At 73.0% G+C, this 24,449-nt stretch carries 22 protein-coding genes and 1 pseudogene; 9 read left to right on the forward strand and 14 right to left on the reverse strand.

From position 1 onward, the window contains the following. Together ACFY0F_RS18870 and ACFY0F_RS18875 are read left to right on the forward strand one after the other, a co-directional pair. Window positions 1-711: an ArsR/SmtB family transcription factor gene (locus ACFY0F_RS18870; protein ID WP_388794978.1), complete on the forward strand. Its 711-nt coding sequence runs from the start codon at window positions 1-3 to the stop codon at window positions 709-711. A gap of 165 nt (window positions 712-876) precedes the next feature. Continuing rightward, complete coding sequence (locus tag ACFY0F_RS18875; RefSeq protein ID WP_388794981.1) at window positions 877-1,827, forward strand: DMT family transporter; 951 nt, start codon at window positions 877-879, stop codon at window positions 1,825-1,827. A gap of 4 nt (window positions 1,828-1,831) precedes the next feature. On the opposite strand, the gene ACFY0F_RS18880 is transcribed toward ACFY0F_RS18875, so the two are convergent. The 10 genes and pseudogenes from ACFY0F_RS18880 to ACFY0F_RS18925 all read right to left on the reverse strand — a co-directional run bounded on the left by ACFY0F_RS18880 (window position 1,832) and on the right by ACFY0F_RS18925 (window position 13,018). Then, the gene (locus tag ACFY0F_RS18880) at window positions 1,832-2,914 is read right to left on the reverse strand and encodes a zinc-binding dehydrogenase (protein ID WP_388794984.1); all 1,083 of its coding nucleotides are present in this window, start codon (window positions 2,912-2,914) and stop codon (window positions 1,832-1,834) included. 15 nt (window positions 2,915-2,929) lie between these two features. Beyond that, window positions 2,930-4,318, reverse strand: a complete 1,389-nt coding sequence (locus ACFY0F_RS18885) for an aldehyde dehydrogenase family protein (protein WP_388794987.1) — start codon at window positions 4,316-4,318, stop codon at window positions 2,930-2,932. A gap of 233 nt (window positions 4,319-4,551) precedes the next feature. Further along, window positions 4,552-4,904: pseudogene (locus tag ACFY0F_RS18890) on the reverse strand (ATP-binding cassette domain-containing protein); the annotation flags it as partial. A 109-nt stretch (window positions 4,905-5,013) separates the two neighbouring features. After that, window positions 5,014-5,646, reverse strand: coding sequence for a class F sortase (locus ACFY0F_RS18895; RefSeq protein ID WP_388794990.1), 633 nt, complete (start codon window positions 5,644-5,646; stop codon window positions 5,014-5,016). Beyond that, window positions 5,633-6,421 carry a hypothetical protein gene (locus ACFY0F_RS18900; RefSeq protein ID WP_388794992.1) on the reverse strand — a complete coding sequence of 263 codons (789 nt, stop codon included), beginning with the start codon at window positions 6,419-6,421 and terminating at the stop codon, window positions 5,633-5,635. Before ACFY0F_RS18900 ends, ACFY0F_RS18895 begins: the two co-directional genes overlap by 14 nt. A gap of 102 nt (window positions 6,422-6,523) precedes the next feature. Continuing rightward, a complete protein-coding gene (locus ACFY0F_RS18905; RefSeq protein WP_388794995.1) occupies window positions 6,524-7,771 on the reverse strand; it encodes an MFS transporter in 1,248 nt (415 codons plus the stop codon). A gap of 21 nt (window positions 7,772-7,792) precedes the next feature. Then, on the reverse strand, window positions 7,793-9,208 hold the full coding sequence (locus ACFY0F_RS18910; RefSeq protein ID WP_388794998.1) for a CitMHS family transporter: 1,416 nt from the start codon (window positions 9,206-9,208) through the stop codon (window positions 7,793-7,795). 133 nt (window positions 9,209-9,341) lie between these two features. Beyond that, window positions 9,342-11,594, reverse strand: coding sequence for a molybdopterin oxidoreductase family protein (locus tag ACFY0F_RS18915; RefSeq protein ID WP_388795001.1), 2,253 nt, complete (start codon window positions 11,592-11,594; stop codon window positions 9,342-9,344). Between the two features lie 101 nt (window positions 11,595-11,695). Further along, window positions 11,696-12,316 (reverse strand): TetR family transcriptional regulator, encoded by a 621-nt coding sequence (locus ACFY0F_RS18920; RefSeq protein ID WP_388795004.1) that lies wholly within the window; start codon window positions 12,314-12,316, stop codon window positions 11,696-11,698. Between the two features lie 78 nt (window positions 12,317-12,394). Then, on the reverse strand, window positions 12,395-13,018 hold the full coding sequence (locus ACFY0F_RS18925; RefSeq protein WP_388795007.1) for a hypothetical protein: 624 nt from the start codon (window positions 13,016-13,018) through the stop codon (window positions 12,395-12,397). Window positions 13,019-13,170: 152 nt separating this feature from the next. Here ACFY0F_RS18925 and hmgA point away from each other — a divergent pair, with 152 nt between their 5' ends. The 3 genes from hmgA to ACFY0F_RS18940 all read left to right on the forward strand — a co-directional run bounded on the left by hmgA (window position 13,171) and on the right by ACFY0F_RS18940 (window position 17,038). Beyond that, window positions 13,171-14,496 carry a homogentisate 1,2-dioxygenase gene (gene hmgA / locus ACFY0F_RS18930; protein WP_388795010.1) on the forward strand — a complete coding sequence of 442 codons (1,326 nt, stop codon included), beginning with the start codon at window positions 13,171-13,173 and terminating at the stop codon, window positions 14,494-14,496. A 28-nt stretch (window positions 14,497-14,524) separates the two neighbouring features. Then, window positions 14,525-15,271 carry a GntR family transcriptional regulator gene (locus ACFY0F_RS18935; RefSeq protein WP_388795013.1) on the forward strand — a complete coding sequence of 249 codons (747 nt, stop codon included), beginning with the start codon at window positions 14,525-14,527 and terminating at the stop codon, window positions 15,269-15,271. A gap of 600 nt (window positions 15,272-15,871) precedes the next feature. Beyond that, on the forward strand, window positions 15,872-17,038 hold the full coding sequence (locus tag ACFY0F_RS18940; RefSeq protein ID WP_388795016.1) for a type ISP restriction/modification enzyme: 1,167 nt from the start codon (window positions 15,872-15,874) through the stop codon (window positions 17,036-17,038). A gap of 72 nt (window positions 17,039-17,110) precedes the next feature. On the opposite strand, the gene ACFY0F_RS18945 is transcribed toward ACFY0F_RS18940, so the two are convergent. Further along, the gene (locus ACFY0F_RS18945; protein ID WP_388795019.1) at window positions 17,111-17,830 is read right to left on the reverse strand and encodes a TetR/AcrR family transcriptional regulator; all 720 of its coding nucleotides are present in this window, start codon (window positions 17,828-17,830) and stop codon (window positions 17,111-17,113) included. Between the two features lie 63 nt (window positions 17,831-17,893). Between ACFY0F_RS18945 and ACFY0F_RS18950 the strand changes: the two genes are divergently transcribed. Genes ACFY0F_RS18950 through ACFY0F_RS18960 form a run of 3 tightly spaced genes read left to right on the forward strand, consistent with a single transcriptional unit; the run spans window position 17,894 to window position 20,866 of the window. Continuing rightward, entirely contained in the window at window positions 17,894-18,865 is a 972-nt protein-coding gene (locus ACFY0F_RS18950) for an ATP-binding cassette domain-containing protein (RefSeq protein WP_388795022.1), read from the forward strand. After that, the gene (locus ACFY0F_RS18955; RefSeq protein WP_388795025.1) at window positions 18,862-19,638 is read left to right on the forward strand and encodes an ABC transporter permease; all 777 of its coding nucleotides are present in this window, start codon (window positions 18,862-18,864) and stop codon (window positions 19,636-19,638) included. Before ACFY0F_RS18950 ends, ACFY0F_RS18955 begins: the two co-directional genes overlap by 4 nt. 31 nt (window positions 19,639-19,669) lie before the next feature. Beyond that, complete coding sequence (locus ACFY0F_RS18960) at window positions 19,670-20,866, forward strand: CaiB/BaiF CoA transferase family protein (RefSeq protein WP_388795028.1); 1,197 nt, start codon at window positions 19,670-19,672, stop codon at window positions 20,864-20,866. Window positions 20,867-20,891: 25 nt separating this feature from the next. On the opposite strand, the gene ACFY0F_RS18965 is transcribed toward ACFY0F_RS18960, so the two are convergent. The 3 genes from ACFY0F_RS18965 to ACFY0F_RS18975 all read right to left on the reverse strand — a co-directional run bounded on the left by ACFY0F_RS18965 (window position 20,892) and on the right by ACFY0F_RS18975 (window position 22,676). Beyond that, a complete protein-coding gene (locus tag ACFY0F_RS18965) occupies window positions 20,892-21,167 on the reverse strand; it encodes a hypothetical protein (protein ID WP_388795031.1) in 276 nt (91 codons plus the stop codon). Window positions 21,168-21,282: 115 nt separating this feature from the next. Further along, entirely contained in the window at window positions 21,283-22,095 is an 813-nt protein-coding gene (locus ACFY0F_RS18970; protein ID WP_388795034.1) for an anti-sigma factor domain-containing protein, read from the reverse strand. Then, window positions 22,092-22,676, reverse strand: coding sequence for a sigma-70 family RNA polymerase sigma factor (locus ACFY0F_RS18975; protein WP_388795037.1), 585 nt, complete (start codon window positions 22,674-22,676; stop codon window positions 22,092-22,094). Before ACFY0F_RS18975 ends, ACFY0F_RS18970 begins: the two co-directional genes overlap by 4 nt. Window positions 22,677-22,855: 179 nt before the next feature. Between ACFY0F_RS18975 and ACFY0F_RS18980 the strand changes: the two genes are divergently transcribed. Further along, window positions 22,856-24,394: a DUF4331 domain-containing protein gene (locus tag ACFY0F_RS18980; RefSeq protein ID WP_388795039.1), complete on the forward strand. Its 1,539-nt coding sequence runs from the start codon at window positions 22,856-22,858 to the stop codon at window positions 24,392-24,394. The last annotated feature ends 55 nt before the right edge of the window (window positions 24,395-24,449 follow it).

Here is a 24,449-nt window from a genome sequence, read left to right on the forward strand (position 1 = left end):
ATGACCACCAAGGACCCCCAGGCGGCGGGGCTCGCCGGCCTCGCCGGGCTGATCGCGGACGAGACGCGGGCCGCGTGTCTGCTCGCGCTGCTGGACGGGCGGGCCTGGACGGCGGGTGAGCTGGCCCGGCACGCGGGGGTCGCCGCCTCCACGGTGAGCGAGCACCTGGGCAAGCTCGTCGCGGGCGGGCTGCTCTTCGAGGAACGACAGGGCCGGCACCGGTACGTCCGGCTGGCCGACGCGCGGGTGGCCCAGCTGGTGGAGGACCTCACCGCCCAGGTCACGCCCGCCGCGGCCCGGCGCCCGCGCACCCTGCGCGAGTCGAGCGCCGGGTCCGCGATGGCCCGTGGCCGCACCTGCTACGACCACCTCGCCGGGCGGCTCGGCATCACGGTCACGGACGCGCTGACCGAGCGCGGGCTGCTCCGCCAGGACATGGGGTTCGCGCTGACGGACGCCGGGCTGGCCTGGTTCGGTTCGGCCGGTATCGCCCTGGAGCGCGCGGGGCGCCGGCCGCTCGCCCGGGCCTGCCTCGACTGGACGGAGCGCCGCCCTCACCTCGCGGGGGTCGCAGGCGCGGCCCTGTGCCGGCACGCCCTGGAGGCGGGCTGGTGCGTGCGCATCGGCTCCGAGCGGGCGGTGAAGCTGACGGCCCGGGGCGAGCACGCGCTCAGCGCGCTGCTCGGCATCCCGGCGGCGGCACTGTGCTGACCATGCCGGGAGCGCGGCCGTGCACCGTCCCGGGCGCGGGTGCGCGGGGGCCGGCCGCGCGGTTCCCCGCGCCCCTGGCAGGTGCACACACCCCCGGCCCGAGCGAGCCCGCCCCCGTCCGTTTTCCGCCGGTCCTCCGCCCCGCCCGTCCCTAGCCTGAGGAGCATGATGAACCCCGCCCCTTCCCCGACCACCCGCCGCCGCCCCGGGGTGCTCGCCGCCGGTGCGGCCGTCGTCACCGTCGTGTGCTGGGCCTCCGCGTTCGTGTCCATCCGCAGCGCGGGCGCGGCGTACTCGCCGGGCGCGCTGGCGCTCGGACGGCTGCTGTCCGCAGCGCTGGTGCTCGGGCTGATCTGCCTCGTCCGGCGGGAGGGGGTTCCGCCGAGGCCCGCCTGGCGCGGCATCGCGATATCCGGGCTGCTGTGGTTCGGCGTCTACATGGTGGTGCTCAACTGGGGCGAACAGCGGGTCGACGCCGGTACGGCCGCCCTGGTGGTGAACATCGGCCCCCTGCTCATCGCGCTGCTCGGCTCCCGGCTGCTGGGGGACCCGATGCCGCCGCGGCTGCTGGCGGGCATGGCGGTGTCCTTCGCCGGTGCCGTGACCGTGGGGTTGTCGATGTCCGGGGGCGGCGGTTCCTCGGTGCTCGGAGTGGCGCTGTGCCTGCTCGCCGCGATGACGTACGCCGCCGGGGTGGTGGCGCAGAAGCCGGCGCTGGGTGCGGCGAGCGCCCTGCAGGTGACGACCTTCGGGTGTCTGGTGGGCGCGGTGTGCTGCCTGCCCTTCGCCGGGCAGTTGGTCCGGGACGCCGCCCACGCCCCGCTCTCCGCCACGCTCAACATGGTCTACCTGGGCGTCTTCCCGACCGCACTGGCCTTCACGACCTGGGCGTACGCCCTCGCCCGTACCACCGCCAGCCGTATGGGCGCGACCACCTACGCGGTGCCCGCGCTGGTCGTCCTGATGTCCTGGCTGGCGCTCGGTGAGGTCCCGGGCTCGCTGACGCTTGCGGGCGGGGTGCTGTGCCTGGCGGGTGTGGCGGTGTCCCGGTCCCGGGCGCGGACGGCCCGGGCCGCGGCCCCCGAGCCGGAGCCGCGCTCCGCGCGGGTGTCCTGACCGGTCAGAAGACCACCAGGGCCCGGCCGCCCTTGCCGGCGAGCATGTTCTCGAAGGCGGCCGGGATGCCGTCGAGGGCGATCCGCTCGGTGACCAGCGCGCCGAGGTCCAGCCGGCCCGCCCGTACGTGCTCGGCGAGCACCGGCAGGTCGCGGGCCGGGTCGCAGTTGCCGTAGACGCAGCCGGACAGGGTGCGGCCCCAGTGGAAGATCTCCAGTGCGTTGAAGGTGACCTGCTCGTCCTTGCCGCCGATGCCGACCACCGTCGTACGGCCGCCACGGCGGGTGGACTCCCAGGCGGCGCGGATGCTGACCGCGCGGCCCACGCACTCCACGGAGACGTCGACGCCCTGCTTGCCGGTGAGGGCGCGGATCTCCCGGGGGGTGTTCTCGGAGGCGAGGACGTAGTCGGTGGCGCCCGCGCCCCGGGCCAGCTCCTCCTTCCCGGGGGAGACGTCGACGGCGACGATCCGCGCGGCCCCGGCGATCCGGGCCGCCTGGAGGGTGGCCAGGCCGACGCCGCCCACTCCGAACACCGCGACGGTCTCGCCCGGCTGGACCCGCGCCGAGTGGTGGACGGCGCCGTAGCCGGTGAGGACGGCGCAGCCGAGGAGGGCCGCGTCGGTGAGCGGGACGCCGTCCGGGAGGGGGAGCACGCAGGACGCGCGGACGACCGTCTCCTCGGCGAAGGCGGCGACATTCAGTCCGGGGTGGAGGTCGGTGCCGTCGACGGTACGTGCGTACACGTCGGCGGCGCCGTTCAGGGCGTTGGCGCACAGCCAGACCTCGCCCAAGGTGCAGGCGTGGCAACGGCCGCAGGAGGGAGCCCAGTTGAGGACCACGGGTGCGCCGGGGACGACGTGGGTGACGCCCTCCCCGACGGCCACCACCGTGCCCGCGCCCTCGTGGCCGAGGACCGCCGGGACCGGCACCCGCATCGTGCCGTCGGACAGGGACAGGTCGGAGTGGCAGACGCCGGCGGCGGCGAGGCGGACGCGGACCTGCCCGGGGCCCGGATCCGGGAGTTCGACGCCGGTGATCTCCAGGGGTGCGCCGATGGCGGGCAGGACTGCGGCTCGTACGGCCATGACTCGCGGACTCCCTTAGAACTGGAGGGACTTGGTCTGGAGGTACTCGGTGAGTCCGTGGACGCCGAGTTCCCGGCCGACCCCGGACTGCTTGTAGCCGCCGAAGGGCGCGCGGGGGTTGAAGCGGCCGCCGTTGATGTCGACCTGGCCGGTGTCCATGCGGCGGGCGAAGGCCACCGCCTCCGCCTCGTCACCCGCCCAGACGGCACCGGCGAGGCCGTACACCGTGCCGTTGGCGATGCGCAGGGCGTCCTCCTCGTCCACGTATTTCAGGACGGTGAGGACCGGGCCGAAGATCTCCTCCTGGGCGATGGTCATCTCCGGGGTGACGTCGGCGAAGACGGTGGGGCTGACGTAGTAGCCGCGTTCGCGCGGGGCGTCGGGGCCGCCGGCCACCAGGCGGGCCCCTTCGGCCAGGCCCTTCTCGATGTAGCCGCGCACGCGGTCGCGCTGCCCCGCGTTGACGACCGGGCCGATGCGGTCTCCGTACTTGGCGGCGGCGGCCCGGGCCAGCTCCACGGCCTCGTCGTACTGGTCGGCGTGCACCAGCATGCGGGTCCAGGCGCTGCACGTCTGGCCGGAGTTGCTCATCACGTTGGCCACACCGACGTTGACGGCCTTGGCGAGGTCGGCGCTCGGCAGGATCACGTTGGCGGACTTGCCGCCGAGTTCGAGGGCGACCTTCTTCAGCGCGCCGCCGGCCACCGCGCCGATCCTCCTGCCGACGGCCGTGGAGCCGGTGAAGGAGACCAGGTCGACGTCCGGGTGCTCGGCGAGGGCCTGGCCCGCGACCGGACCGAGACCGGTGACCAGGTTGAAGACCCCGGCGGGTACCCCTGCCTCGTGCACGGCCTCCGCGAAGAGCTGGGCGGTGAGCGGGGTGTCCTCCGCGGGCTTCACCACGATCGTGCAGCCCGCGGCCAGCGCGGGGGCGGCCTTGGCGACGATCTGGTGCAGGGGGTAGTTCCAGGGGGTGATCGCGCCGACCACGCCGATCGGTTCGAGGTGGACGGTGGAGTTGCCGACCTTCTCCTCGAAGGGGTGGGTGGCGGCCAGCTCGGCGTACGAGCCCGCGACCGCGATCGGCAGAGCGGCGTGCACCACCTGCGAGAGCTTCGTCGGCGCGCCGAGTTCCGCGGTGACCGTCTCGGCGATCTCCTCCTGGCGGGCCACGAGCACGTCCCGCAGCGCGGTCAGCCGGGCCGCCCGCTCGGCGGGGGGTGTGGCGGCCCAGGCGGGGAGGGCGGCGCGGGCGGCCCGTACGGCGGTGTCCACGTCCTCGGCGCCGGCCGCCGGGACCTGACCGATGACCTGCTCGTCGGCCGGGTTCACGACCTGGATCAGATCGCCGCCGGCGGCGGGGCGCCAGGCACCGTCGATGTAGAGGCCGTCGTGTGGCTTCATTGCTGCTTCCTCCCGGCGGGCGTTTCGTCCGGCTCGTGGGCCGCCGTATGGCTCATGGGCCGCCGTACGACTCACAAACTAGCGGCGATAGTTTTCGCGCGCCAGCACGTCCTGCCATGGGCTCACTCTCCCAGGTCCGGAACCCGGGCGGGGGACGGGGAGATGCGCTCGCCCCGGTCGTCGAAGACGAAGAGATGGGCGAGGTCGACGAGGAGGGGGATCTGCATTCCGTGGTGGCGGGCGATGGCCCGCCCCATGGCCACGCGCTGGCGTTCACCCCGGACAGCTGTCCGGGGAAGCGGTCGAGGAGGTCCTCGATGCCGAGCATGCGCGCGGTGGCGTCCACCCGGGGGCCGGGATCCTCGCCGGGGGCCTCGATGCGCAGCGGGAAACTCATGTTGTCCCGGCTGGTCATGTTCGGATACAGGGCGAAGTTCTGGAAGACCATCGCGATGTTCCGCTCGGACGGGGTGAGGTGGTTGGCGTACTCGCCGTCGAGGAGCAGCTGCCCCTCGTCGATCTCCTCCAGCCCGGCGATCATCCTCAGCACGGTGGACTTGCCGCACCCGGACGGCCCGAGCAGAAGCTAACGGAATGTGCGCGTCCGGCGGAAGGGATCGGGCGAGATCAGGGCGTCCCCGTCCGACAGGTGAGATACCGGACGGGATGTGCGCCGGACGGGGGCGGCCCGGCGCTCACCGTGTCGCGGTCAGATGGGCGAAGACGACCACGTTGCTGGTGTAGCCCGTTCTCCGGTTGTAGAGGCCGCCGCAGGTGAGGACCCGCAGTTCGGGACGGCTGCTCGGGCCGTACACCTCCTTGTCGGGGAAGTCGTCCTTGTCGAAGACGCGGACGCGGTCCACCGTGTAGACGGCGGTGCGGCCGTCGACTCGGCGGGCCTCGATGCGGCTGCCCGGCGGCACCTGCGCGAGGGCGGCGAACACCGCGGGGCCGGTCCTGGTGTCGCGGTGGCCGACGGCCACGGCCGTGCCCGTCTCGCCCGGGGTGGGCCCGTCCTGGTACCAGCCGACGAGCTTGGGCTTGTCCAGCGGCGGCGTCTCCAACTGGCGGTCCGCGCCGAGCCGTACACCGACGACCGGCGCGTCGACTCCCAGGGAGGGGACCCGCAGGCTGGTCGCCGGGGACCGCGGCAGGGGCCGGGGCGGGGGTGCGGCCCGCCCGTGGGCCGCCGGGCCCGTTCCTTCCGGCTGCTCGTGCCCGCCGCACCGGACCGCGGCCACCAGGACGGTCACGAGCACGGCCGTCCTGGTGAGGCGGTACGCCCGGGTCCGGTGCCAGGGCCTGCGTCTGCGCCTACGCGGCACCATGGGGGCGCCGGCGGATCAGCCGGAGGTACACGGCTCCGCTGACCACGACCAGCCCCACGGCCGCCGCGGCGGTCAGCGGGGTGTAGGCCGCGGCCGTGTCGACGAGGCCGCCGCCGCCGGCGTGGACGCCGCCCTTCGGCCCGCCGTCCTCGTGCCCGCCGGCTCCCGCTGCCGCGTCGCGACCGTGGTCGTCGCCGCCGTGTTCGTCGTTGCCGCCGTGGTCCTCGATGCGGCCGGGGTCACCGTTGCCGTCGGCGCCCTGGTTGCCCGCGAACCCGTTGCCGCCCGCCCCGTTGGCGGCGGCCCCGTTGCCGCCCGGGTCGGCCGGTGCCCCGGGCCGGCCGGCGTCCCGGCCGTCGTGGCAGTCGACGCGGAAGATCTTCTCCCTGGGCGTGTTGCCCGCGGTCCAGGTGAGCCGGTACTGGCCGTCGGCCAGTCCCAGCGGGTCGGTGTGGCCGGCGCCGGAGCCGGGACCGAGCGCGATGGTGCCCGTCACGGTCGCGCTGGTGGGCAGCGGCGGCTGGGCCTGGATGAGGTAGGCGACGCTCGGCAGGGAGTCGAAGTTGACGGCGTCGAGGTAGAACCGGCAGACCACGGGGTCGTCCTTCGAGACGCCGAAGGGCACGCCCACCCGGTGGATCCTGATGTCGCCCGCTTCCCCTTGCGCCATGGCGGTCGGCGTCGCCAGCCAGGTGGCCCCCGCCGCGGAGAGGACGGTGAGGGCGGCGGCGCCGAGCCGGGTGCCGAGGGCGGGTGGGAGTGTCAAGGTGGGCATGCGTACTCCTCCGAGTCAGACGATTTTCATACAAATCGACCTTTCACCTGACTCTCTTTCACACCCACCCCTGGCCTCGCGGCAACCGCGCCCGACGCGCCGTCAGGTGTCGCCCGACCGGCGCAACGCGGGCCCCCCGCGCCGCTCGTGCACGCCGGGCTCGGCCGCGTCCCGCGCCTGCGCCGGGTCCCCCGGCGCCCGCAGGGCACAGCCCGCCGACAGCAGCAGGAGCGCCCCGAGCATCACGAAGGGCGCCGCCACCCCGGTGAGCCCGGCGACCAGGCCCGCGGCGGCGGGCGCGGCGACCTGGCCGAGGCGGTTTCCGGTCAGGCGCAGCGCGAGGGCCGTCGAACGGGCTCCGTCGGGTGCGGCCTGGACGACGGTCGTCATGGACAGCGGCTGGCCGACGCCGAGGCAGAAGCCGAGCGCGGTCAGCATCAGGCCGAGCGCCCACACCGGCACCGGCAGCGCGACCCCCGCGCACAGCACCGCCGCCAGCAGGCAGGTCACGGTGAGCAGCAGGGAGCGGCCGAGCAGCCGCAGCAGCGGTGTGAGCACCAGCCGGCAGGCGATGGTGGCCCCGGCGCGCAGGCTGAGCAGGACGCCGACCACCGACGGCGCGATGCCCCGGTGCTCGCCGACCACCGGCAGATAGGCGGTGAGGATGTCGGTGGCCGACAGTACGGACAGACTGATGAGCATCCCCGCGGGGACGCCCCGGGCGCGCAGGATGCGGCCGACCGCGACGCGCTCGCCCTGTCCACCGCCGGACCTGACCGCCGTGCGGTCCTCGATGCGCCACAGCGACGTGCAGGCCACGGCCGCGCCCGCACCGGCCACCACGAGGGCCAGCGCACTGGAGCCCGCCATGTCGGGCCCGCCGATCAGCGTGCCCGCCGCCACCGGGCCGATCAGCTGGCCGAGCGAGGCGCCGATGGTGAAGTGGCCGAAGTTGCGGTCCTGTTCGTGCAGCGCCGACTGCCGGGCCACCAGCGACTGGGCGCCGATCACGAAGCAGAGGTGGCCGAGACCCATCACCCCGCTCCACAGCGCCATCGCCCACAGCGAGCCGACGAGGCCGCTGAGCACGCAGCCGCCGGATATCAGCACCACTCCGACCGGCAGCAGGGGCGCGCAGCGGCCGTGGTCGGTGCGGCGGCCGAGCGGTACGGCCGCGAAGAGCGGGAGCAGGGCGTACACACCCGCGATCACACCGACCGCCCGCTCGTCCGCGCCCAGCGCGAGGGCCCGGTAGGAGACGGCGGGCCGGGCCATCGACACCGCCCCCTGCGCGAAGCCGAAGGCGATGACGAGACGGAGCAGCCAGCCGCGGTTCCCACCGGGCCCCATGGACGTTCCCTTCCGTGGAGGTCAGATGATGCCGAACAGGATTCCCGCGCCGAGTACCACCAGCGAGGTCAGGGCCGCCCACTTGACCACGAACCGGGTGTGGTCGCCGAACTCGACCTTGGCCATGCCGACGAGCACGTACACGGCCGGGACGAGCGGGCTGGACATGTGCAGCGGCTGGCCGACGAGGGAGGCGCGGGCGATCTCCAGGGAGGAGACGCCGTGCGCGTGGCCGGCCTCGGCGAGCACCGGGAGGATGCCGAAGTAGAAGCCGTCGTTGGACATGAAGTACGTGAGCGGGATGCTCAGCACACCGGTGACGAAGGCCATGTGCGGGCCCATGCCGTCGGGGACGTTGGCGACCAGCCACTCGGCCATGTGGTCGACCATGCCGGTGCCCTGCAGGACGCCGGTGAAGACGGCGGCGGCGAAGACCATGCCGGAGACGTTGAGGACGTTCTCGGCGTGCGCGCCGAGGCGGGCCTTCTGGTCCGGCATGTGCGGGAAGTTGACGGTCAGCGCGAGGGCCGCGCCGATCAGGAACAGCACCGGAATCGGCAGCCACTCCATGATCATGGCGGTGAGCAGGGCGACCGTGAGGAGCGCGTTGAACCAGTAGAGCCTGGGGCGCAGGGTGGGCCGGTTCGGGTCGAGGCCCTGCAGGCCGTCGTCCTCGTCCTCGGGGGCGTCCGCGTCGGTACCGGAGCCCGCACCGCCGGTGCGCGCCGGGGCCTTGCCGGAACCGGTGCCCTTGCCGGAACCGGCGCCCACCAGGACGGTCTCCGTCTCCGGCTCCTCCACCAGCGCCTCGTCCAGCGTCAGCACACCGAGCCGCTTGCGCTCGCGGCGGCCGAGGACGTACGAGAGGGCGAGGACGAACAGCAGGCCCACGGCGAGGGCCGGGATCATCGGCACGAAGATGTCACTGGCGTCCAGCTTCAGCGCGGTCGCGGCGCGGGCGGTCGGCCCGCCCCAGGGCAGGGTGTTCATCACGCCGTTCGCCATGGCGGCCACACCCGTCATCACGACCAGGCTCATCTTCAGGCGCTTGTACAGCGGGTACATCGCCGAGACCGTGATCATGAAGGTGGTCGAGCCGTCGCCGTCGAGCGACACGATCGCGGCGAGGACGGCGGTGCCGACGACGATCCGCAGCGGGTCGGCCTTGCAGAACTTCAGGATGCCGCGGACGATCGGGTCGAAGAGCCCGACGTCGATCATCACACCGAAGTAGACGATCGCGAACATGAGCATCGCCGCGGTGGGCGCGAGGCTGGTGACGCCGTCGAGGACGTAGTCGCCGAGCTTGGCTCCCTTGCCGACGAACACGCAGAACAGCGCGGGGATCAGCACGAGCGCCGCGATCGGCGACATCTTCTTCAGCATGATCAGGACCAGGAAGGTCGCGATCATGGCGAAGCCGAGGATGGTCAGCATGAGTGGATACCTAACGTTCGCCCTTGAACATTCCACCGGGCAGGCGGTGCGACGACGTTAGGTCCGTTCAAACGGCGTTAACAAGACGTTGACCTGCGAGCAATAAGCGCGAAAGTCCAGGTCACGGCTTTGCTCAGGTCACAGGCTCCAGGTTTTCGGTCACGGCGGCGACCTCCACGGGCACGCCGTTCAGGACCGCGTTGCCGGACAACGGGTCGAGCAGGCTGCCGTCGAGGAGCTGGTTGACGTTGACGCCGGGGTCGGTGGCGGCGTGGCTGAGCCGGGTGCCGGGCCGGTCGTGGCCCCAGCCGTGCGGCAGGCTCACCACGCCCGGCCGCACCCCCTCGGTGACCTCGGCCGGGGCGGTCACCTCTCCCCCGGCGCCCTTGACGCGGACCACCGCCCCGTCCCGCACGCCGAGGCGTTCGGCGTCCTCGGGGTGGATGTGGAGCGTGCAGCGGTTGGTGCCACCGGTCAGGGCGGGCACGTTGTGCATCCAGCTGTTGTTGGACCGCAGATGGCGGCGGCCGACCAGGACCAGTCCGTCGGCGCGCTCATGGAGGGCCGCGCGCAGGCGGGGCAGATCGTCCGCGATGGGCCTCGGCAGGAGTTCGACCTTGCCGCTCGTGGTCTTCAGCGGCTGCGGCAGGCGCCGGCGGAGCGGGCCGAGGTCGATGCCGTGCGGGTGCTCGAGGAGCCGGGCCAGGCTCAGCCCGTCCGGACGTACGCCGAAGCCGTCGCCGTAGGGGCCGAGGCGCAGCATCATGTCCAGTCGCCGCTCCGGGCCGCTCACGCCGGTGAGCTGTGCGGCGAGTTCCTTCGGGTCGCGGCCGTGCACCGGGGAGTGCGGGTCCCGCACGGCCTTGCCCAGGGTCTGGTCGATCACCATGGCGTCGACGGCCGCCGGGTCGGCGCCGTGCATGCCGGTCGCGGCGAGGATCAGCCGGGCGAGGATCTCGGTCTCGGCCATCCGGCCGGGCTCGAGGGAGACGGCGGGGCGGGTGTAGCGGACCTGGTTGCGCACGGCGAGGGTGTTGAAGGCGAAGTCGTGGTGCGGGCTCTGCGAGGGCGGCGGCGGGGGCAGCACGACGTGCGCGTGGCGCGAGGTCTCGTTCAGGTAGGGGTCGACGCTGACCATGAAGTCGAGGGAGTCCAGGGCCTTGTCGAGCCGGTCGCCGTCCGGGGCCGACAGCACCGGGTTGGCGGCGACGGCGACGAGGGCGCGGATCGGCTCCCCTTCCTCGGTGGCGGTGTCGATCTCCTCGGCGAGCGCGGAGAGCGGCAACTCGCCCTTCGCCTCCGGGTGCCGGCGCACCCGCGACGACCAGCGGCCGAGCGCGAACCCGCGCCCGGGTCCGGCGGGCCGGGGATTCTTGTCGGTGGCCGCCTGCGGGAAGAGTGCGCCGCCGGGGCGGTCGAGGTTGCCGGTGAGGACGTTGAGGACGTCCACGAGCCAGCTCGCGAGGGTGCCGTGCGGGACGGTGCAGCTGCCGATGCGGCCGTAGACGGCGGCGGTGGGGGCGGCGGCGAGTTCCCGGGCGAGGGTGCGGATCTCGGTGGCCGGCACGTCACAGGCGCCGGCCACCGTGTCCGGGCTGAACTCCGCGACGGCGGCCTCCACTTCGCCGACCCCTTGGACGTGCGGCGACAACTCGCCCAGGTCGACCAGCTTTTCCTCGAAGAGGACGTACGCCATGGCCGCCAGCAGCAACGCGTCGGTGCCGGGGCGGATCGCGATGTGCCGGTCGGCGAGCTTGGCGGTGCGGGTGCGGCGCGGGTCGATGACGGTGAGGGTGCCGCCGCGGGCCTTGAGCGCCTTCAGCTTGCCGGGGAAGTCGGGGGCCGTGCACAGGCTGCCGTTCGACTCCAGCGGGTTGGCGCCTATCAGCAGCAGGTGGTCGGTGTGGTCGAGGTCCGGTACGGGGATGGCGTTGGCGTCGCCGAACAGCAGCCCGCTGGAGACGTGCTTGGGCATCTGGTCGACCGTCGAGGCGGTGAACACGCTGCGGGTGCGCAGCGCGGCGAGCAGGACGGGCGGGTAGAGGGCGCCGGCCATGGTGTGCACGTTCGGGTTGCCGAGGACCACGCCGACGGAGTCCGCCCCGTACCGCTCGACGACGGGTCGGATCCCTGCGGCGACGGCGTCGAAGGCCTCCTCCCAGCTCGCCTCGCGCAGTTCGCCGTCCCTGCGTACCAGCGGTGCGCGCAGCCGGTCCGGGTCGCCGTCGACGGCCCCGAAGGAGGCGCCCTTCGGGCAGATGAATCCCTTGCTGAACACGTCGTCGCGGTCGCCCCGGGCGCCGGTGACCCGGCTCCCGTCGATGGTGAGTGTCAGGCCGCAGGTGGCCTCGCACAGGGGGCAGATTCGCAGGGCGGTGCGGGACACGGGTCCTCCCGGTGGGGTGGCGGCGGCTGGCCCGAGCATACCGACCGGTATGCACGAGCGGGAGGGGTCACCGCGCCCGCGGTCCGCAAAGCCGGGAACCGTCAGTCGAGCACTCGACCCAGATACGCCCTGAGCAGCTCCCGGGTCTCGCCGATGATCGCCTCGTCGCCTTCCGGGTCGACCCGGAAGGCCAGTTGGACCAGGGTGTCCGAGGCCTCGACGGCCACCAGGAAGGCGCGGCGCAGATCGTCGTCGGGCTCGCGGTCGAGGTAGCCGGAGAGGAGGTCGGTGAGCCGGTCGGCGACGCGGCGGTTGGGTTCGGCGTGGCGGGCGCCGACCGGGATCTGGTTGCCGAAGTCCACGAGGGAGAAGCCGGGGGCGGTGCGCTTCATGGCGAGGTACTCGTCCAGGACGGCGTCCATGGCCGCCCGCCAGTCCCCCACCCGCGCGTCCTTCAGGCGCTCGGTGACACGTTCGGAGTACCGCTCGAGGTTGCGCTGCGCGAGTGCGTCGGCCATCTGCCGCTTGTTGCCGAAGAAGCGGTAGACCGAGCCGATCGGCACACCGGCCCGCTGCGCCACGGCCCGGGTGCTGAGCGCGTCGTAGCCGACCTCGTCGAGGAGGTCGGCGCAGGCGTCGAGGATCCTGGTCAGCCGTTCGGCGCTGCGCCGCTGCACGGGCGCACGGCGCAGCGGTGTCGCGTCGTGGGGCACGGGCTTCATGATGCCTCTCCATGGGAGTCCGGTGAACCTCACCCCCGGGTACGGAGACGGATGGCCACTACACTCACCTCGCCCGGGTCACTCCGCCGTGGGCGCGGTGCCCGTCGTGCGGGTGGGGCTCGCGGACGGCGCCGACTCCGGCGTCGTCCTCGGCGTCACCCTCGGCCTCGGCTTCGGCGTCGACTCCGGCACCGCCTTCGCCTCGGTCGCGGACACCGTGATGTCGGCCGTGCTCTCGACCGGCTTGCCGTGCACCGCCCACACCGTGCCGTCGTCCGCGTACAGGCGGGCGGTGACGTGGTGGGTGCCGCGGGGGACGAGGCGGGCGGCGAGGCGGTACTCGGGGCTGCGCAGCCGGGTGACCTGGCCGCCGTCGACGAAGAGGTAGGCGAGGCCCCGGCCGGCGACCGCGTGCGGCCGCACGCCGGGCGCGGAGAAACGGAAGTGGTGGAGGGTCAGCCGTACGTCCCAGCTCCCGCCGGCGTCGGGGGCCACCTCGACGCCGACGTCGGGGGCCCCGCCCTTGCCGACCTCACGGTAGTGCCGTCCTTCCCGGTCCGTCTCGTCGAGGACCTTCCCCACCGGTGAGGGCGATTCCCCGTCCTTGCGTTCGTTCGAGCCGCTCGTGCCGCAGCCCGCCGGTCCGAGCAGCAGCGGAACGCAGACGACGAGCGTGGCGAGCAGTCCCCGCTTCCACGACATGTCCGGGACTGTAGAACAACCGCACCGGCGTACGAATCCTTCTGAAGTCTGGTTCCGCCCCTACCTCTCCCGTAGGAGACCGGTCCCTCTTGCGCCCGGGAAAACGCAATCCTACGGTGGTGCATAGGAATATGGTCCGCAAGGGAGCGATCATGAGCGGGGACGCGCGGAAGACCGCGGAAGCACTGGCCTACCTGTCCGGATTCGGCAACGAGCACGTCTCGGAGGCGGTGCCGGGCGCCCTGCCCGAGGGCCGCAACTCACCGCAGCGCGCGCCGCTCGGGCTCTACGCGGAGCAGCTCAGCGGCACGGCGTTCACCGAGCCCAGGGCGCACAACCGCCGCTCCTGGCTGTACCGCATCCGCCCCTCGGCCGCGCATCCCCCCTTCACCCGGACCGGCAACGGCGCGCTCCGCACGGCGCCCTTCACCGAGACCGTGCCGGACCCGAACCGGCTGCGCTGGAACCCGCTGCCCGAGCCGCCCGCCGGGACGGACTTCCTGGCGGGTCTGTGGACGCTCGGCGGCAACGGGGACGCGACCCAGCGCACCGGTATGGCGGTGCACCTGTATCACGCCGACTCCTCGATGGACCGTGTCTTCAGCGACGCCGACGGGGAGTTGCTGATCGTGCCGGAACGGGGCGGGCTGCTGCTGCGCACGGAGTTCGGGCTGCTGCACGCGGAGCCGGGTCATGTGGCGCTGGTGCCGCGTGGCGTGCGCTTCCGGGTGGAGCTGCTGGACGCCTCCGCCCGGGGGTACGTGTGCGAGAACTACGGCGCCCCCTTCCGCCTGCCCGACCTCGGCCCGATCGGCGCGAACGGCCTTGCCAACCCCCGGGACTTCCGGGCGCCGGTCGCCGCGTTCGAGGACGTGGAGGGACCGGTGGAGGTGGTGAACAAGTTCTGCGGCAACCTGTGGCGGGCGACGTACGACCACTCGCCGCTGGACGTGGTCGCCTGGCACGGCAACCACGTGCCCTACGTGTACGACCTGCGCCGCTTCAACGTGATCGGCTCGATCTCGTACGACCACCCCGACCCGTCCGTCTTCACGGTGCTCACCTCGCCGTCCGACACGGCGGGTCTCGCGGGCGTCGACTTCGTGGTCTTCGCGCCGCGCTGGCTGGTGGGCGAGGACACCTTCCGGCCGCCGTACTTCCACCGGAACGTGATGAGCGAGTACATGGGCCTGATCGAGGGCGCGTACGACGCGAAGACGGCCGGGGAGGGGGGATTCGTGCCGGGCGGCGGCTCGCTGCACAACATGATGTCGGCGCACGGCCCGGACCGGGAGACGTTCGACCGGGCGAGCGCGGCCGAGCTGGAGCCGCGGAAGGTCGACGACGGGCTGGCGTTCATGTTCGAGACGCGCTGGCCGGTGACGCTCGCCCCGCACGCGGCGCGGGCCGGCCATCTCCAGCAGGGCTACGACGACGTCTGGCGGGGCCTGGAGCGGCACTTCCGTCCGTTGCGCTGAACGGCCCCCGACCGGTACGGATAGCCCCGTGACCTCCTTCGCCCCGGACTCCATCGTCCTGAACCGCAAGCTGCCGCTGTGGTACCAGGTGTCGCAGTCGCTGCGCGCCTCGATCCTCGGCCGCTCGGCCCGGGACCCGCTGCGGCTGCCCACCGAGGAACGGCTGGCGGAGCACTACGGGGTGAGCGTGCTGACCATGCGGCAGGCGCTGAAGGAGCTGGAGGACGAGGGGCTGATCACCCGGCATCGCCGGCGCGGCACGTTCATCGAGCCGGACGCGAGGCGGAGTGCTCCGGTGCGGCTGCTGGGCTCGGTGGACGCGATCGTGGCCCAGCAGTCCGGCATGACGACCGAGCTGCTGGACCACGGCCGCGCGCCCGTGCCGAGCGAACTCGCCCCGTACTTCCCCGACCTGGCGGAGGTGGCGACGTACCACCGGCTGCGCGGCGACGAGAAGACCGGCGAGCCGACGAACCACGCCTACAACCACGTCCGCCCCGAACTGGCCCGCCGCATCGACCCGGAGGACCTGCTCCGCTGGCCGATGACGAAGGTGCTGCGGGACGTGGTCGGGGCGGACATCAGCCGCATCACGGACACGGTCGAGGCCCGGCTGGCCGACCCCGAGACGGCACGTCTGCTCCAAGTACCGCTGCTCAGCCCGATACTGCACTACACGGGCGTGACCTACGACGCCGCGGGCCGGGTGCTGGACGTCGCGGTCATCCACTACCGCGGCGACCGCTTCTCCTTCACGGTCACCCTGGACGCGTAGCGGCTCCGCCGAGGGGGCACGACGGGGCGGCGGCCGCCTGCGGATTCCGCGGGGCGGGAACGCCCGCGTGGCGGAGACGCGACGGACCGTCGACCGCCTGCCCGTTCGCCGTAGCCGCCCGCCCGCAGGGCAAGGCCGCGACGGGCGCCGATCGCCTGCCCCTTCGCCGCCGCTGACCGACCCGCCGGGCAGGGCGCCGTGATGGGAGCGAGTCGCCGGCCGGCCGGCCGCAGGACGCCTGCGGACACACCACGGTCGGCCCGCCCGCCGGGCAGGGCGCCGTCGTGGGAGCACGCCGCCCACCGGGCCGCCCGGGAGACCGGGGCCCGCCTGCCGGCTCCCGCACATCCGGGCCGCGCTTGCCGAGCAGGGCTGCGACAGGCCGCCGGTCATCTGCGGATCATCGTGGCAGCCCGTCCGCCGGACGCGAACACCAGGGGCCGACGGCCGCCCGACAGGGCCACCCGCGTCGCGGGGGCGCGGTGGACCGTCGGCCGCCTGCCCGCTCGTCGGGGCCGGCCCGCCCGTGTCGCGGGGACGCGAGGGCCGGGCCCCGCATGTCGAGCGGAGGCCCGCGGCCCTTTGGTGTGCTGCCGTACGATGCCCAGCGTGACGCACGACGACGCTCCGCTGCTGGCGGACCTCATGCCGTGGTCCGTCGCACCGCTGCGGCCGGGCCGCGCCTGGCCGGTGGCGCCCGACGCGGCCTCCTTGAAGGCCCGCTGGGAGGCCCTGCTGAAGGCCGAGGGCCCGGACCGGGAGGGCTTGTTCGAGCCGACGCGCTCGCGGACGCCGTACTCGGCGGTGGGGCAGTTGCCGGGCCAGTCCAGCGGCACGGAGAAGCTGGTGCGGGCCTCGGGCCCCTGCCCGGAGCCGGTGCGGGTGCTGGCGGCCCCCTTCGACGAGCAGTGGCTGATCCCCGACCACCGCCTGCTGGACACGGCCCGCCCCGAGCTGTGGCGGGTGGCGGACGCCCAGCAGGTGTTCACGGTGGAGACGGCCGGGGACTCCCCCGCCCTGGGCTCGCCCCTCCTGGCGACCTCGTATCTGCCGCTCCTGCGCCCCGGCCGGATCCGTCCCCTGTACCGGCGTCCGGGCGGCGAGGAGCCCAACCTCGCGCCGGGCCTGCGGGACTTCCTGGCCGGCCGCCTGGGCCTGTCCCCCACCCCGCTGGACGTCCTCGCCTGGATCCTGGCCTCGGCCCGCCCGGACCTCACCGTCCCGCTCACTGGCGACGCCGAACTCTGGTCCCGGGGCGTGCGACTGGGCCACCGCATGCTCTGGCTGATGCGCCGCGACGGCGAACGGCCCAAACTCCCCGGTGGCCGCCGCCCCTACGTCCGCGCTCCCCTGCCCCCGCTCCCGCTCACCCTCCACTACGACCGCGAGGAGGAGACCCTCCACCTCGACGAGGGCCGCATCGCGCCGGTGCCCCCGGACGCCTGGGGCTTCGAGGTGTCCGGGGTCCGAGTCGTCGAGGGGTGGTTCGCGGCCCGGACCGTACCCGCCGAGCCCGGCACCCTGTCCGCGATCCGCCCCCGCACCTGGCCGCAGACCTGGACGTCGGAGCTGCTGGAACTGATCACGGTGCTCGCGCTGCTGGCGGAACTGAAGCCGCAGCAGCAGGAGTTGCAGCCGACGGCACCCGTCACGGCCACCGACCTCCGCAAGGCCGGCGTGCTCCCGCCCCCGGAAGCCTCCCGCCGTCCCGCCTCCGTCCTCGACCACCACGAGGAGGGCCCGGAGGGCCAGTTCGCGCTGCTTTAGGCGGAGCCCCCAAGGGGCGCGGGGAACTGCGCGCCCAGCCACGACGATCCCTCACCTGCCGAACTCCCCGAGCTAGCGCGGCGTGAACGCGTCCAGCACCCGCTCCAGCGCCCGCTGGAACACCGCCTCCAGGTCGATCGGCCCCGGGTCCGCCCCGAACGCCGCCGCCATGCGCGGATAGGCGCCGGAGGCGATCCGGCCGCTGAGGTAGGCGATGCGGGCCGCGTTCTCCTCGTCCTCGGACCAGGGCAGGGAGCGGACCCGCTCGGCGGTGTCGAGTTCGTTGCGGACGTACGTGGTCACCACGCCGTTCAGCATGGCGATGAGCTCGATCTTCGTGCCGGAGGAGGCCTCCAGCGGGTCGAGGCAGGCCAGGCAGTGCTCGATGTAGCGCAGGGCGTTCGGGCTGAAGCCGTAGACGGGGGACATCAGGCGCGGCATCCAGGGGTGGCGGTGCAGCAGGCCGCGGGTCTGGTGGGCGACCCGGAGCATGTCGGCCCGCCAGTCGCCGACCGGCTCCCACAGCTCGTGCTCGGCGCTGACCGCGTCCACCATCAGCTCGTACAGGTCCTCTTTTCGGGGGACGTAGTTGTACAGCGACATCGTGCCGCAGCCCAGTTCGGCCGCGACGTTCCGCATCGACACCGCGTCCAGCCCCCGGTCGTCGGCGATCCGTACGGCGGCGGCCGCGATGTCGGCGCGGGTGTACGCGGGCCGTGGGCCCCGTCCGGCGCGCTCGGGGCGCGCCCAGATCACTTCGGGCACGGCCCCTCGGCCCCCTTGGCCTGGCATCGGTCATCACCTCGCCCACCATCCTAGTTACGTACAGCGTACGTAGTGCGCTATGGTCCTCCCATGGCTACTACGTACGCTGTACTCAGTGAGGGTCTGGGGAAGCGCTTCGGCACCGTGCACGCCCTGCGGGGGCTGGATCTGGCCGTGGCGGAGGGCACCGTCTGCGGGCTGCTCGGCCCCAACGGGGCGGGGAAGACGACGGCCGTCCGGCTGCTGACCACGCTGCTCAGGCCCGACGCGGGCTCGGCCCGGGTCGCGGGGCACGACCTCGTCCGGGAGGCGGCGGCCGTGCGGAAGCGGATCGGTGTCACCGGGCAGTACGCCTCGGTCGACGGCGACCTCACCGGGCGGCAGAACCTGCGGCTGTTCGCCCGGCTGCACCGGGTGCGCGGGCCCGCCGACCGGGCCGCGGAACTCCTGGAGCGCTTCGGCCTGACCGAGGCCGCCGACCGGCCCTCGTCCACCTATTCCGGCGGGATGCGCAGGCGCCTGGACCTCGCCGCGAGCCTGATACGCCGCCCGGACGTGCTGTTCCTCGACGAGCCGACGACCGGGCTCGACCCGGCCAGCCGCGCCCACATCTGGGACGCCGTGCGCGAGCTCAAGGCGGACGGCACCACCGTGCTGCTCACCACCCAGTATCTGGAGGAGGCCGACCAACTGGCCGACGACATCGCCCTGGTGGACCGGGGACAGGTCGCCCACCGCGGCTCACCGGCCCAGCTCAAGGCGCTCGTCGGAACGCTCGCGGAGGTCGTCGTCGCGGACGCCGACAGCCTGGAGAAGGCCGCGGCCGTGCTCGGCCGGCTCACCGGCGGGCAGCCGGTGAGCGACCACGAGCGGCACAGCGTCGGCGCGGTCACCACCGACCCGACGCTCACCCTCCCCCGCCTGGTCCGCGAAATGGACGCGGCCGGCCTGCCGTTGCTCGACGCGAGTCTGCGGCCACCGACCCTCGACGACGTGTTCCTGCGGCTGACCGGCAGCACCGGGGACGTCGACGGCACCCACACCAAGGAGCCCGCGGCATGAGCATGTTGGCGTACGACGGCACCGCGATGCTGGGGCGCCAGCTGCGCCGGGTCCGCAACAACCCGGGGCTGCTGATCCTCTCCCAGAGCATGCCGATCAGCATGCTGCTGTTCTTCGGCTACGTCTTCGGCAGCGCGCTGGCGATGCCCGGCCGGGAGTACCGCTCCTTCCTCGTGCCCGGGCTGCTGGTGGCGACCGCCGCGGGCGGCATCATGACGGGTATGTTCCAGGCGGCCCAGGACACCCACCGGGGCGTGCGGGACCGCTTGCGCACACTGCCGATGAGCCGGGCCGCCGTCCCGCTGGGGCAGGCGCTGGCCGACCTCGTGACCACGGCCGCCGGAACGGTGCCGTTCCTGCTGGTCGGGCTGGCCATGGGGTGGCGGATCGAGGGTTCGGCGCTCGACGCGGTGGAGGCGGTGGGGCTGTTGCTGCTGTTCCGGTTCGCCTGCACCTGGGTGGGGATCTTCCTCGGGCTGCTGACCGGCAGCGAGGAGGCGGCCGGCCAGCTCGGCGGCGCCACCTTCATGCTGCCGTTGCTGTCCAACGCCTACATCCCGACCGGCAACCTGCCCGGCTGGCTGCGCGCGCTCGCCGAGTGGAACCCGATCAGCGCGGTGACCACGGCGCTGCGGGACCTGTTCGGCAATGCGCCCGTGCCCGGCGGCGCGGCCTGGCCCGTGGCGCACCCGGTCGCGGGGTCGCTCGCGTGGTGCGCCGTGCTGCTCGCTCTCTTCGCGCCGCTCGCGGTCCGCCGCTACGCGCACGGCTGACAAGCCGCCGGTCAGGGGCGATGATCCAGTCATGGACCGTCTCCCCCTGCCCCTGGAGGGCATCACCGTCGTCGCCGTCGAACAGGCCGTGGCCGCGCCCTTCGCGACCCGGCAGCTCGCCGACCTGGGCGCCCGGGTCATCAAGGTGGAGCGGGTCGACGGCGGCGACTTCGCGCGCGGCTACGACACCGCGGCACACGGACTGGCCTCGCACTTCGTGTGGTGCAACCGCGGCAAGGAGTCCATCGCGCTGGACCTGAAGGACCCGCGCGGCCTGGACCTCGTACGGCGGCTCGTCGCGGACGCGGACGTGTTCGTGCAGAACCTCGCCCAGGGCGCGGCGGCCCGGCTCGGCCTCGACGCGGCCACCCTGTGCGCGGCGCACCCGCGGCTGGTCGCGGTCGACATCTCGGGGTACGGGGCTTCGGGGCCGTACGCGGACAAGCGGGCGTACGACATGCTCGTGCAGTGCGAGGCGGGGCTGGTGTCGGTGACGGGGACACCGGAGCAGCCGGTGAAGGCGGGAATCCCGGCCGCGGACATCGCGGCGGCCATGTACGCCTTCTCGGGAGTGCTGGCGGCGCTGGTACGGCGGGGGACGACCGGGCGCGGCGGTCCGGTGCAGGTGTCCATGCTGGACGCGCTCGCCGAGTGGATGGGGCACCCGCTGCACCACTCGATGCACGGCGGCACTCCCCCGGCGCGCACCGGGCTCGCACACGCCGTCATCGCCCCGTACGACGCCTACCCGACGGCGGACGGCGGGCGGGTGCTGCTCTCGGTGCAGAACGACCGGGAGTGGCGACGACTGGCGGAACACGTGCTCGGGCGACCCGAGTTGGGCACGGACCCCGGGCTCGCGACGAACGCGGCCCGGGTGGCCGACCGGGCCCGTACCGACGAGCTGGTCGGGAAGGCGCTGGGCGCGCTGACGGCGGACGAGGCCGTGGCACGGCTGGAGGCGGCGGGCATCGCCTGTGCACGGCTGAGGGACCTGTGGGAGGTCGCGGAGCATCCGCAGCTGGCGGCCCGGGACCGCTGGCGCGAGGTGGATTCGCCGGCCGGACCGTTGCGGGCGCTGCTGCCGCCCATCACGCTGCCGGGCGGGGACGAGGCACGGATGGGTGAGGTGCCCGCGCTCGGGCAGCACACCGGCGCGCTGCTGCGTGCCGTGGGGATGACGGACGACGAGATCGCAGCGTTGCGCCGGGACGGCGTGGTGGCCTAGGGCCTGCCCTGAGCGCGGGCCGGGCTCAGTGCTTGTTGCCGCCGAAGAGTGAACGGCGCAGTCGGCGCAGCGGCGCGAAGAGCGAGACCCGGCTGACCCGGGCGCCCCTGCCGCTGCGCTTGTGGGCGGGTTCACGTGCGGTCAGCTCACGCATCAGCGATGTCGCCTCGACCGTCTCCCGCTGCGGTATGGCGGGACCACCCAGCACCGACAGATGGCGGTCCAGACGCGAGCTGGTCGCACTGCTGCCGCAGGTGATCGCAGGGACCCGCGCCCTGCTTCGCACTGTTATCTGATCCATGTCACTCCCCACCCGTACGAGTCCACCCGGCCCGGGCAGGGTAACCCTATCGCCCCGACGAGGCACTCGTGTATCTCGGTCGCAGTATTCACCTACCCCGCAAGGAGGTTGACGATTACTCTCCGAATCCGACCGAATTCAACGCGAGTTGGGCAATCGGCTGGGTGGTGGGCTGCGCCGACCCCCCGTCGGGTTCCACGGTTACGGCGAGTGATGCCGCCGATTTGGCCAGACCCGATGCGATCAAGGGCGTGTCGCCGTCGAAGAGCCCGAGGGAACGCGGCTGCGCGCCGGGGCGCATGAGCCAGAGCTGACGCACCCGTCCGCTGGGCGGGGTGCCGTATCCGCTGAGCGTGACGACGACCTGGCCCTCGGAAGCGGAAGCAATCACTCCGATGGTGCGGCCCTCTTCGTCCTTGCCAGTGGTCGCACGGGTGTCGGAGGCGGAGAGAACGTGGGCGATCTCACGTGACTGGGCGCGCGCGGCGTCCAGTTGGCCCTGGGTCCGGTCGGCCTGGACGGCGAAGAGCCCGGCGACGACGAGCGCCGCGGCGGCCGTGGCCGTGGCGAACGGGACGAACAGGGGGCGCGGGCGAGGCGTGCGGGTGCGGGCCGGAGGAGGCTGACCGCCCCAGACGTGCGGCGGGAGCTGAGCGGCGCGCTCCCGGGCGGGGGCCGGGTCCTGCGGCGTGGTTCGGACGGCCGCCAACACCCGGTCGCGCATCGCGGCCGGCGGTGGGGCGGCGGCGGACCAGGCCAGACGCACCGCGTCCTCGGCCAGTTGGCGGACCTCGGCGCCGCAGCGGTCACAGGTGCGCAGGTGCTTCTCGAAGCGGACGCGCTCGGCCGGCTCCAGGGCATCGAGGGCATACGGCGCGGCCAGCGAGTGGAGTGCCTCGCGGCCGAGGAGACGGTCGAGCACACTCATGCGGCACCTCCGAGGCACTGGCGCAGCCGGGTGAGTCCGTCACGCATCCGCGTCTTCACCGTACCCAGCGGCAGCGAGAGCCGCTCGGCCACCTCCCGGTAGGTGTAGCCGTCGTAGTAGGCGAGGGTGACGGACTGCCGCTGAAGGGTGGTGAGGCGGCCCAGGCAGCGCCGTACCGACTCGCGCTCCAGTCCCACCTCGACCTCCTCGGCGACATGGTCGAAGGCGGGCTCGGTGGCCCGCAGTGCCTCGCGCTGCTCGCGTTCCCCGGCCGCGCGGGCGCTGCGCACCCGGTCGACGGCGCGGCGGTGGGCGAGGGTGAGCACCCAGGACAGGGCGCTGCCCCGGGAGGGATCGAACCGGGCGGCGGAGCGCCAGAGTTCGAGCAGCACCTCCTGGGCCACCTCCTCCGACTGGGCGGGATCGCGCAGGACGCGGCGTACGAGCCCGTACAGCGGCCCGGACACCATGCCGTACAGCCGCTCGAACGCCATCTGGTCACCGCCCGCCACGCGCACCAGGAGTTGGTCCGCCTCCGACCGGTCCCCCTCCGAGCGGCCGCACCGCCCCCATCCCGCCACGCCAGCTCCCGTCGCACCGGTTCTGCCCAACGGACACACCTCCAGCAGGGCTTACGGATGCGGGAGCCGAAAACGCGGGTCTCAAACTCGAAAAAGTTTTTTTCCTCCAGACCAATCCGAACCCGCCTTCCGCTCCGTATACCCGTCCGTCAAGCAAGTTGGGACTGAGGACGGACGGCATGACACCTCACTTTTCCAGGAGCGGTGCGGGGCGCAAGGGCCTTGTCACTCTCGTCTGTGGTGCGCTGGCCGCCGGTGGGCTCGCAGCCGCCGGCGCCGCCGCACTGGCACCCGGGGCGGCCTTCGCCTCCAGCCACCGGGAGGCCCCGCTCATCTCGGGCACTCCGCAGTACGACAACACCGACGTGTACGCGTTCGTCAGCCCCGACAAGCCCGACACGACGACGATCGTCGCGAACTGGATCCCGATGGAGGACCCGGCCGGCGGCCCGAACTTCTTCACGTTCGCGGACGACGCCCAGTACGACCTCCACATCGACAACAACGGTGACGCGCAGGACGACCTGCTCTTCCGCTACACCTTCAGGACACATCGGAAGAACGAGAACACGTTCCTCTACAACACCGGTGTGGTCGACAGCCTGAACGACCCCGACCTCAACGTCACGCAGTCGTACAACATCGACCTGATCCGTATGAAGCACGGCAAGCAGGTGTACAAGACGAGGGTCGCGAGCGGCGTCCCGGTGGCCCCGTCGGACGTCGGCAAGGCGTCGATGCCGGACTACGCCAAGCTGCGCTCGCAGGCGATCTACAAGACGGCGAACGGCGGCGCGACCTTCGCCGGGCAGGCGGACGACCCGTTCTTCCTGGACCTGCGCGTCTTCGACCTGCTGTACGGCGGCAACCTCTCCGAGGTCGGCAATGACACGCTCAAGGGCTACAACGTCAACACGATCGCCCTGCAGGTGCCCAACGACCTGATCCGCGAGTCCTCCAAGCAGCCGATCGTCGGCATCTGGTCGACGACGCAGCGCAGGAACGCGCAGGGCTACTACTCGCAGGTCTCGCGCCTGGGCAACCCGCTGGTCAACGAGGTCGTCAACCCGCTGAAGGACAAGGACAGGTTCAACGCGTCCTCGCCGGCGTACGACGGGCAGTTCCTGAAGAACGTGACCAACCCCGAGCTGCCGAAGCTCATCGAGTCGATCTACAAGATCAAGGCTCCGAGCGAGCCGCGCAACGACCTGGTCGACGTGTTCCTGAAGGGCGTCAAGGGGCTCAACCAGCCGCCGTACGTGAAGCCTTCGGAGGAGCTGCGCCTCAACACCTCGATCAAGCCGGCCATGCACCCCAAGCGGCTCGGCGTCCTCGACGGTGACAACGCCGGCTTCCCCAACGGCCGTCGCCTCACCGACGACGTGGTCGACGAGGCGCTCCAGGTCATGGAGGGCGAGCTGGTCGGTTCGAAGAACGACCTGAGCGACGCGGTCAACGAGAACGACAAGAAGTTCGAGAAGTACTTCCCGTACGTGGCGGAGCCGACCCCGGGTTCGCGCGGCAAGCTCGCCAAGGGCACGACCAGCGGCGCCGACGTGCGCAGCCAGCTCAGTGACGCGCTCCAGCCGGCGGGCACCTCCGGCGGCAGCGACAACACGACCCTGATCGCCGGGTCGGCGGCCGCGGGCGCGGCCGGAGTCCTGGTGCTCGGCACCGGCTTCTCATGGTGGCGCCGGCGCATGTCGCGCGGGTACTGATCCCACGCCCCCACCGACTGGCGCGGCCCGCGTAACCATTCCCCCACGGCGCGGG

The sequence above is a fragment of the Streptomyces sp. NPDC001544 genome (assembly GCF_042894285.1).
Classification (GTDB): domain Bacteria; phylum Actinomycetota; class Actinomycetes; order Streptomycetales; family Streptomycetaceae; genus Streptomyces.

What these genes read in the sequence shown, in the direction of transcription:
- ACFY0F_RS18870 (WP_388794978.1), top strand. Translation starts at nt 1, where the DNA reads ATGACCACCAAGGACCCCCAGGCGGCGGGGCTCGCCGGCCTCGCCGGG.
- ACFY0F_RS18875 (WP_388794981.1), top strand. Translation starts at nt 877, where the DNA reads ATGATGAACCCCGCCCCTTCCCCGACCACCCGCCGCCGCCCCGGGGTG.
- ACFY0F_RS18880 (WP_388794984.1), bottom strand. Translation starts at nt 2,914, where the DNA reads ATGGCCGTACGAGCCGCAGTCCTGCCCGCCATCGGCGCACCCCTGGAG.
- ACFY0F_RS18885 (WP_388794987.1), bottom strand. Translation starts at nt 4,318, where the DNA reads ATGAAGCCACACGACGGCCTCTACATCGACGGTGCCTGGCGCCCCGCC.
- ACFY0F_RS18895 (WP_388794990.1), bottom strand. Translation starts at nt 5,646, where the DNA reads ATGGTGCCGCGTAGGCGCAGACGCAGGCCCTGGCACCGGACCCGGGCG.
- ACFY0F_RS18900 (WP_388794992.1), bottom strand. Translation starts at nt 6,421, where the DNA reads ATGCCCACCTTGACACTCCCACCCGCCCTCGGCACCCGGCTCGGCGCC.
- ACFY0F_RS18905 (WP_388794995.1), bottom strand. Translation starts at nt 7,771, where the DNA reads ATGGGGCCCGGTGGGAACCGCGGCTGGCTGCTCCGTCTCGTCATCGCC.
- ACFY0F_RS18910 (WP_388794998.1), bottom strand. Translation starts at nt 9,208, where the DNA reads ATGCTGACCATCCTCGGCTTCGCCATGATCGCGACCTTCCTGGTCCTG.
- ACFY0F_RS18920 (WP_388795004.1), bottom strand. Translation starts at nt 12,316, where the DNA reads ATGAAGCCCGTGCCCCACGACGCGACACCGCTGCGCCGTGCGCCCGTG.
- ACFY0F_RS18925 (WP_388795007.1), bottom strand. Translation starts at nt 13,018, where the DNA reads ATGTCGTGGAAGCGGGGACTGCTCGCCACGCTCGTCGTCTGCGTTCCG.
- hmgA (WP_388795010.1), top strand. Translation starts at nt 13,171, where the DNA reads ATGAGCGGGGACGCGCGGAAGACCGCGGAAGCACTGGCCTACCTGTCC.
- ACFY0F_RS18940 (WP_388795016.1), top strand. Translation starts at nt 15,872, where the DNA reads ATGCCCAGCGTGACGCACGACGACGCTCCGCTGCTGGCGGACCTCATG.
- ACFY0F_RS18945 (WP_388795019.1), bottom strand. Translation starts at nt 17,830, where the DNA reads ATGCCAGGCCAAGGGGGCCGAGGGGCCGTGCCCGAAGTGATCTGGGCG.
- ACFY0F_RS18950 (WP_388795022.1), top strand. Translation starts at nt 17,894, where the DNA reads ATGGCTACTACGTACGCTGTACTCAGTGAGGGTCTGGGGAAGCGCTTC.
- ACFY0F_RS18955 (WP_388795025.1), top strand. Translation starts at nt 18,862, where the DNA reads ATGAGCATGTTGGCGTACGACGGCACCGCGATGCTGGGGCGCCAGCTG.
- ACFY0F_RS18960 (WP_388795028.1), top strand. Translation starts at nt 19,670, where the DNA reads ATGGACCGTCTCCCCCTGCCCCTGGAGGGCATCACCGTCGTCGCCGTC.
- ACFY0F_RS18965 (WP_388795031.1), bottom strand. Translation starts at nt 21,167, where the DNA reads ATGGATCAGATAACAGTGCGAAGCAGGGCGCGGGTCCCTGCGATCACC.
- ACFY0F_RS18970 (WP_388795034.1), bottom strand. Translation starts at nt 22,095, where the DNA reads ATGAGTGTGCTCGACCGTCTCCTCGGCCGCGAGGCACTCCACTCGCTG.
- ACFY0F_RS18980 (WP_388795039.1), top strand. Translation starts at nt 22,856, where the DNA reads ATGACACCTCACTTTTCCAGGAGCGGTGCGGGGCGCAAGGGCCTTGTC.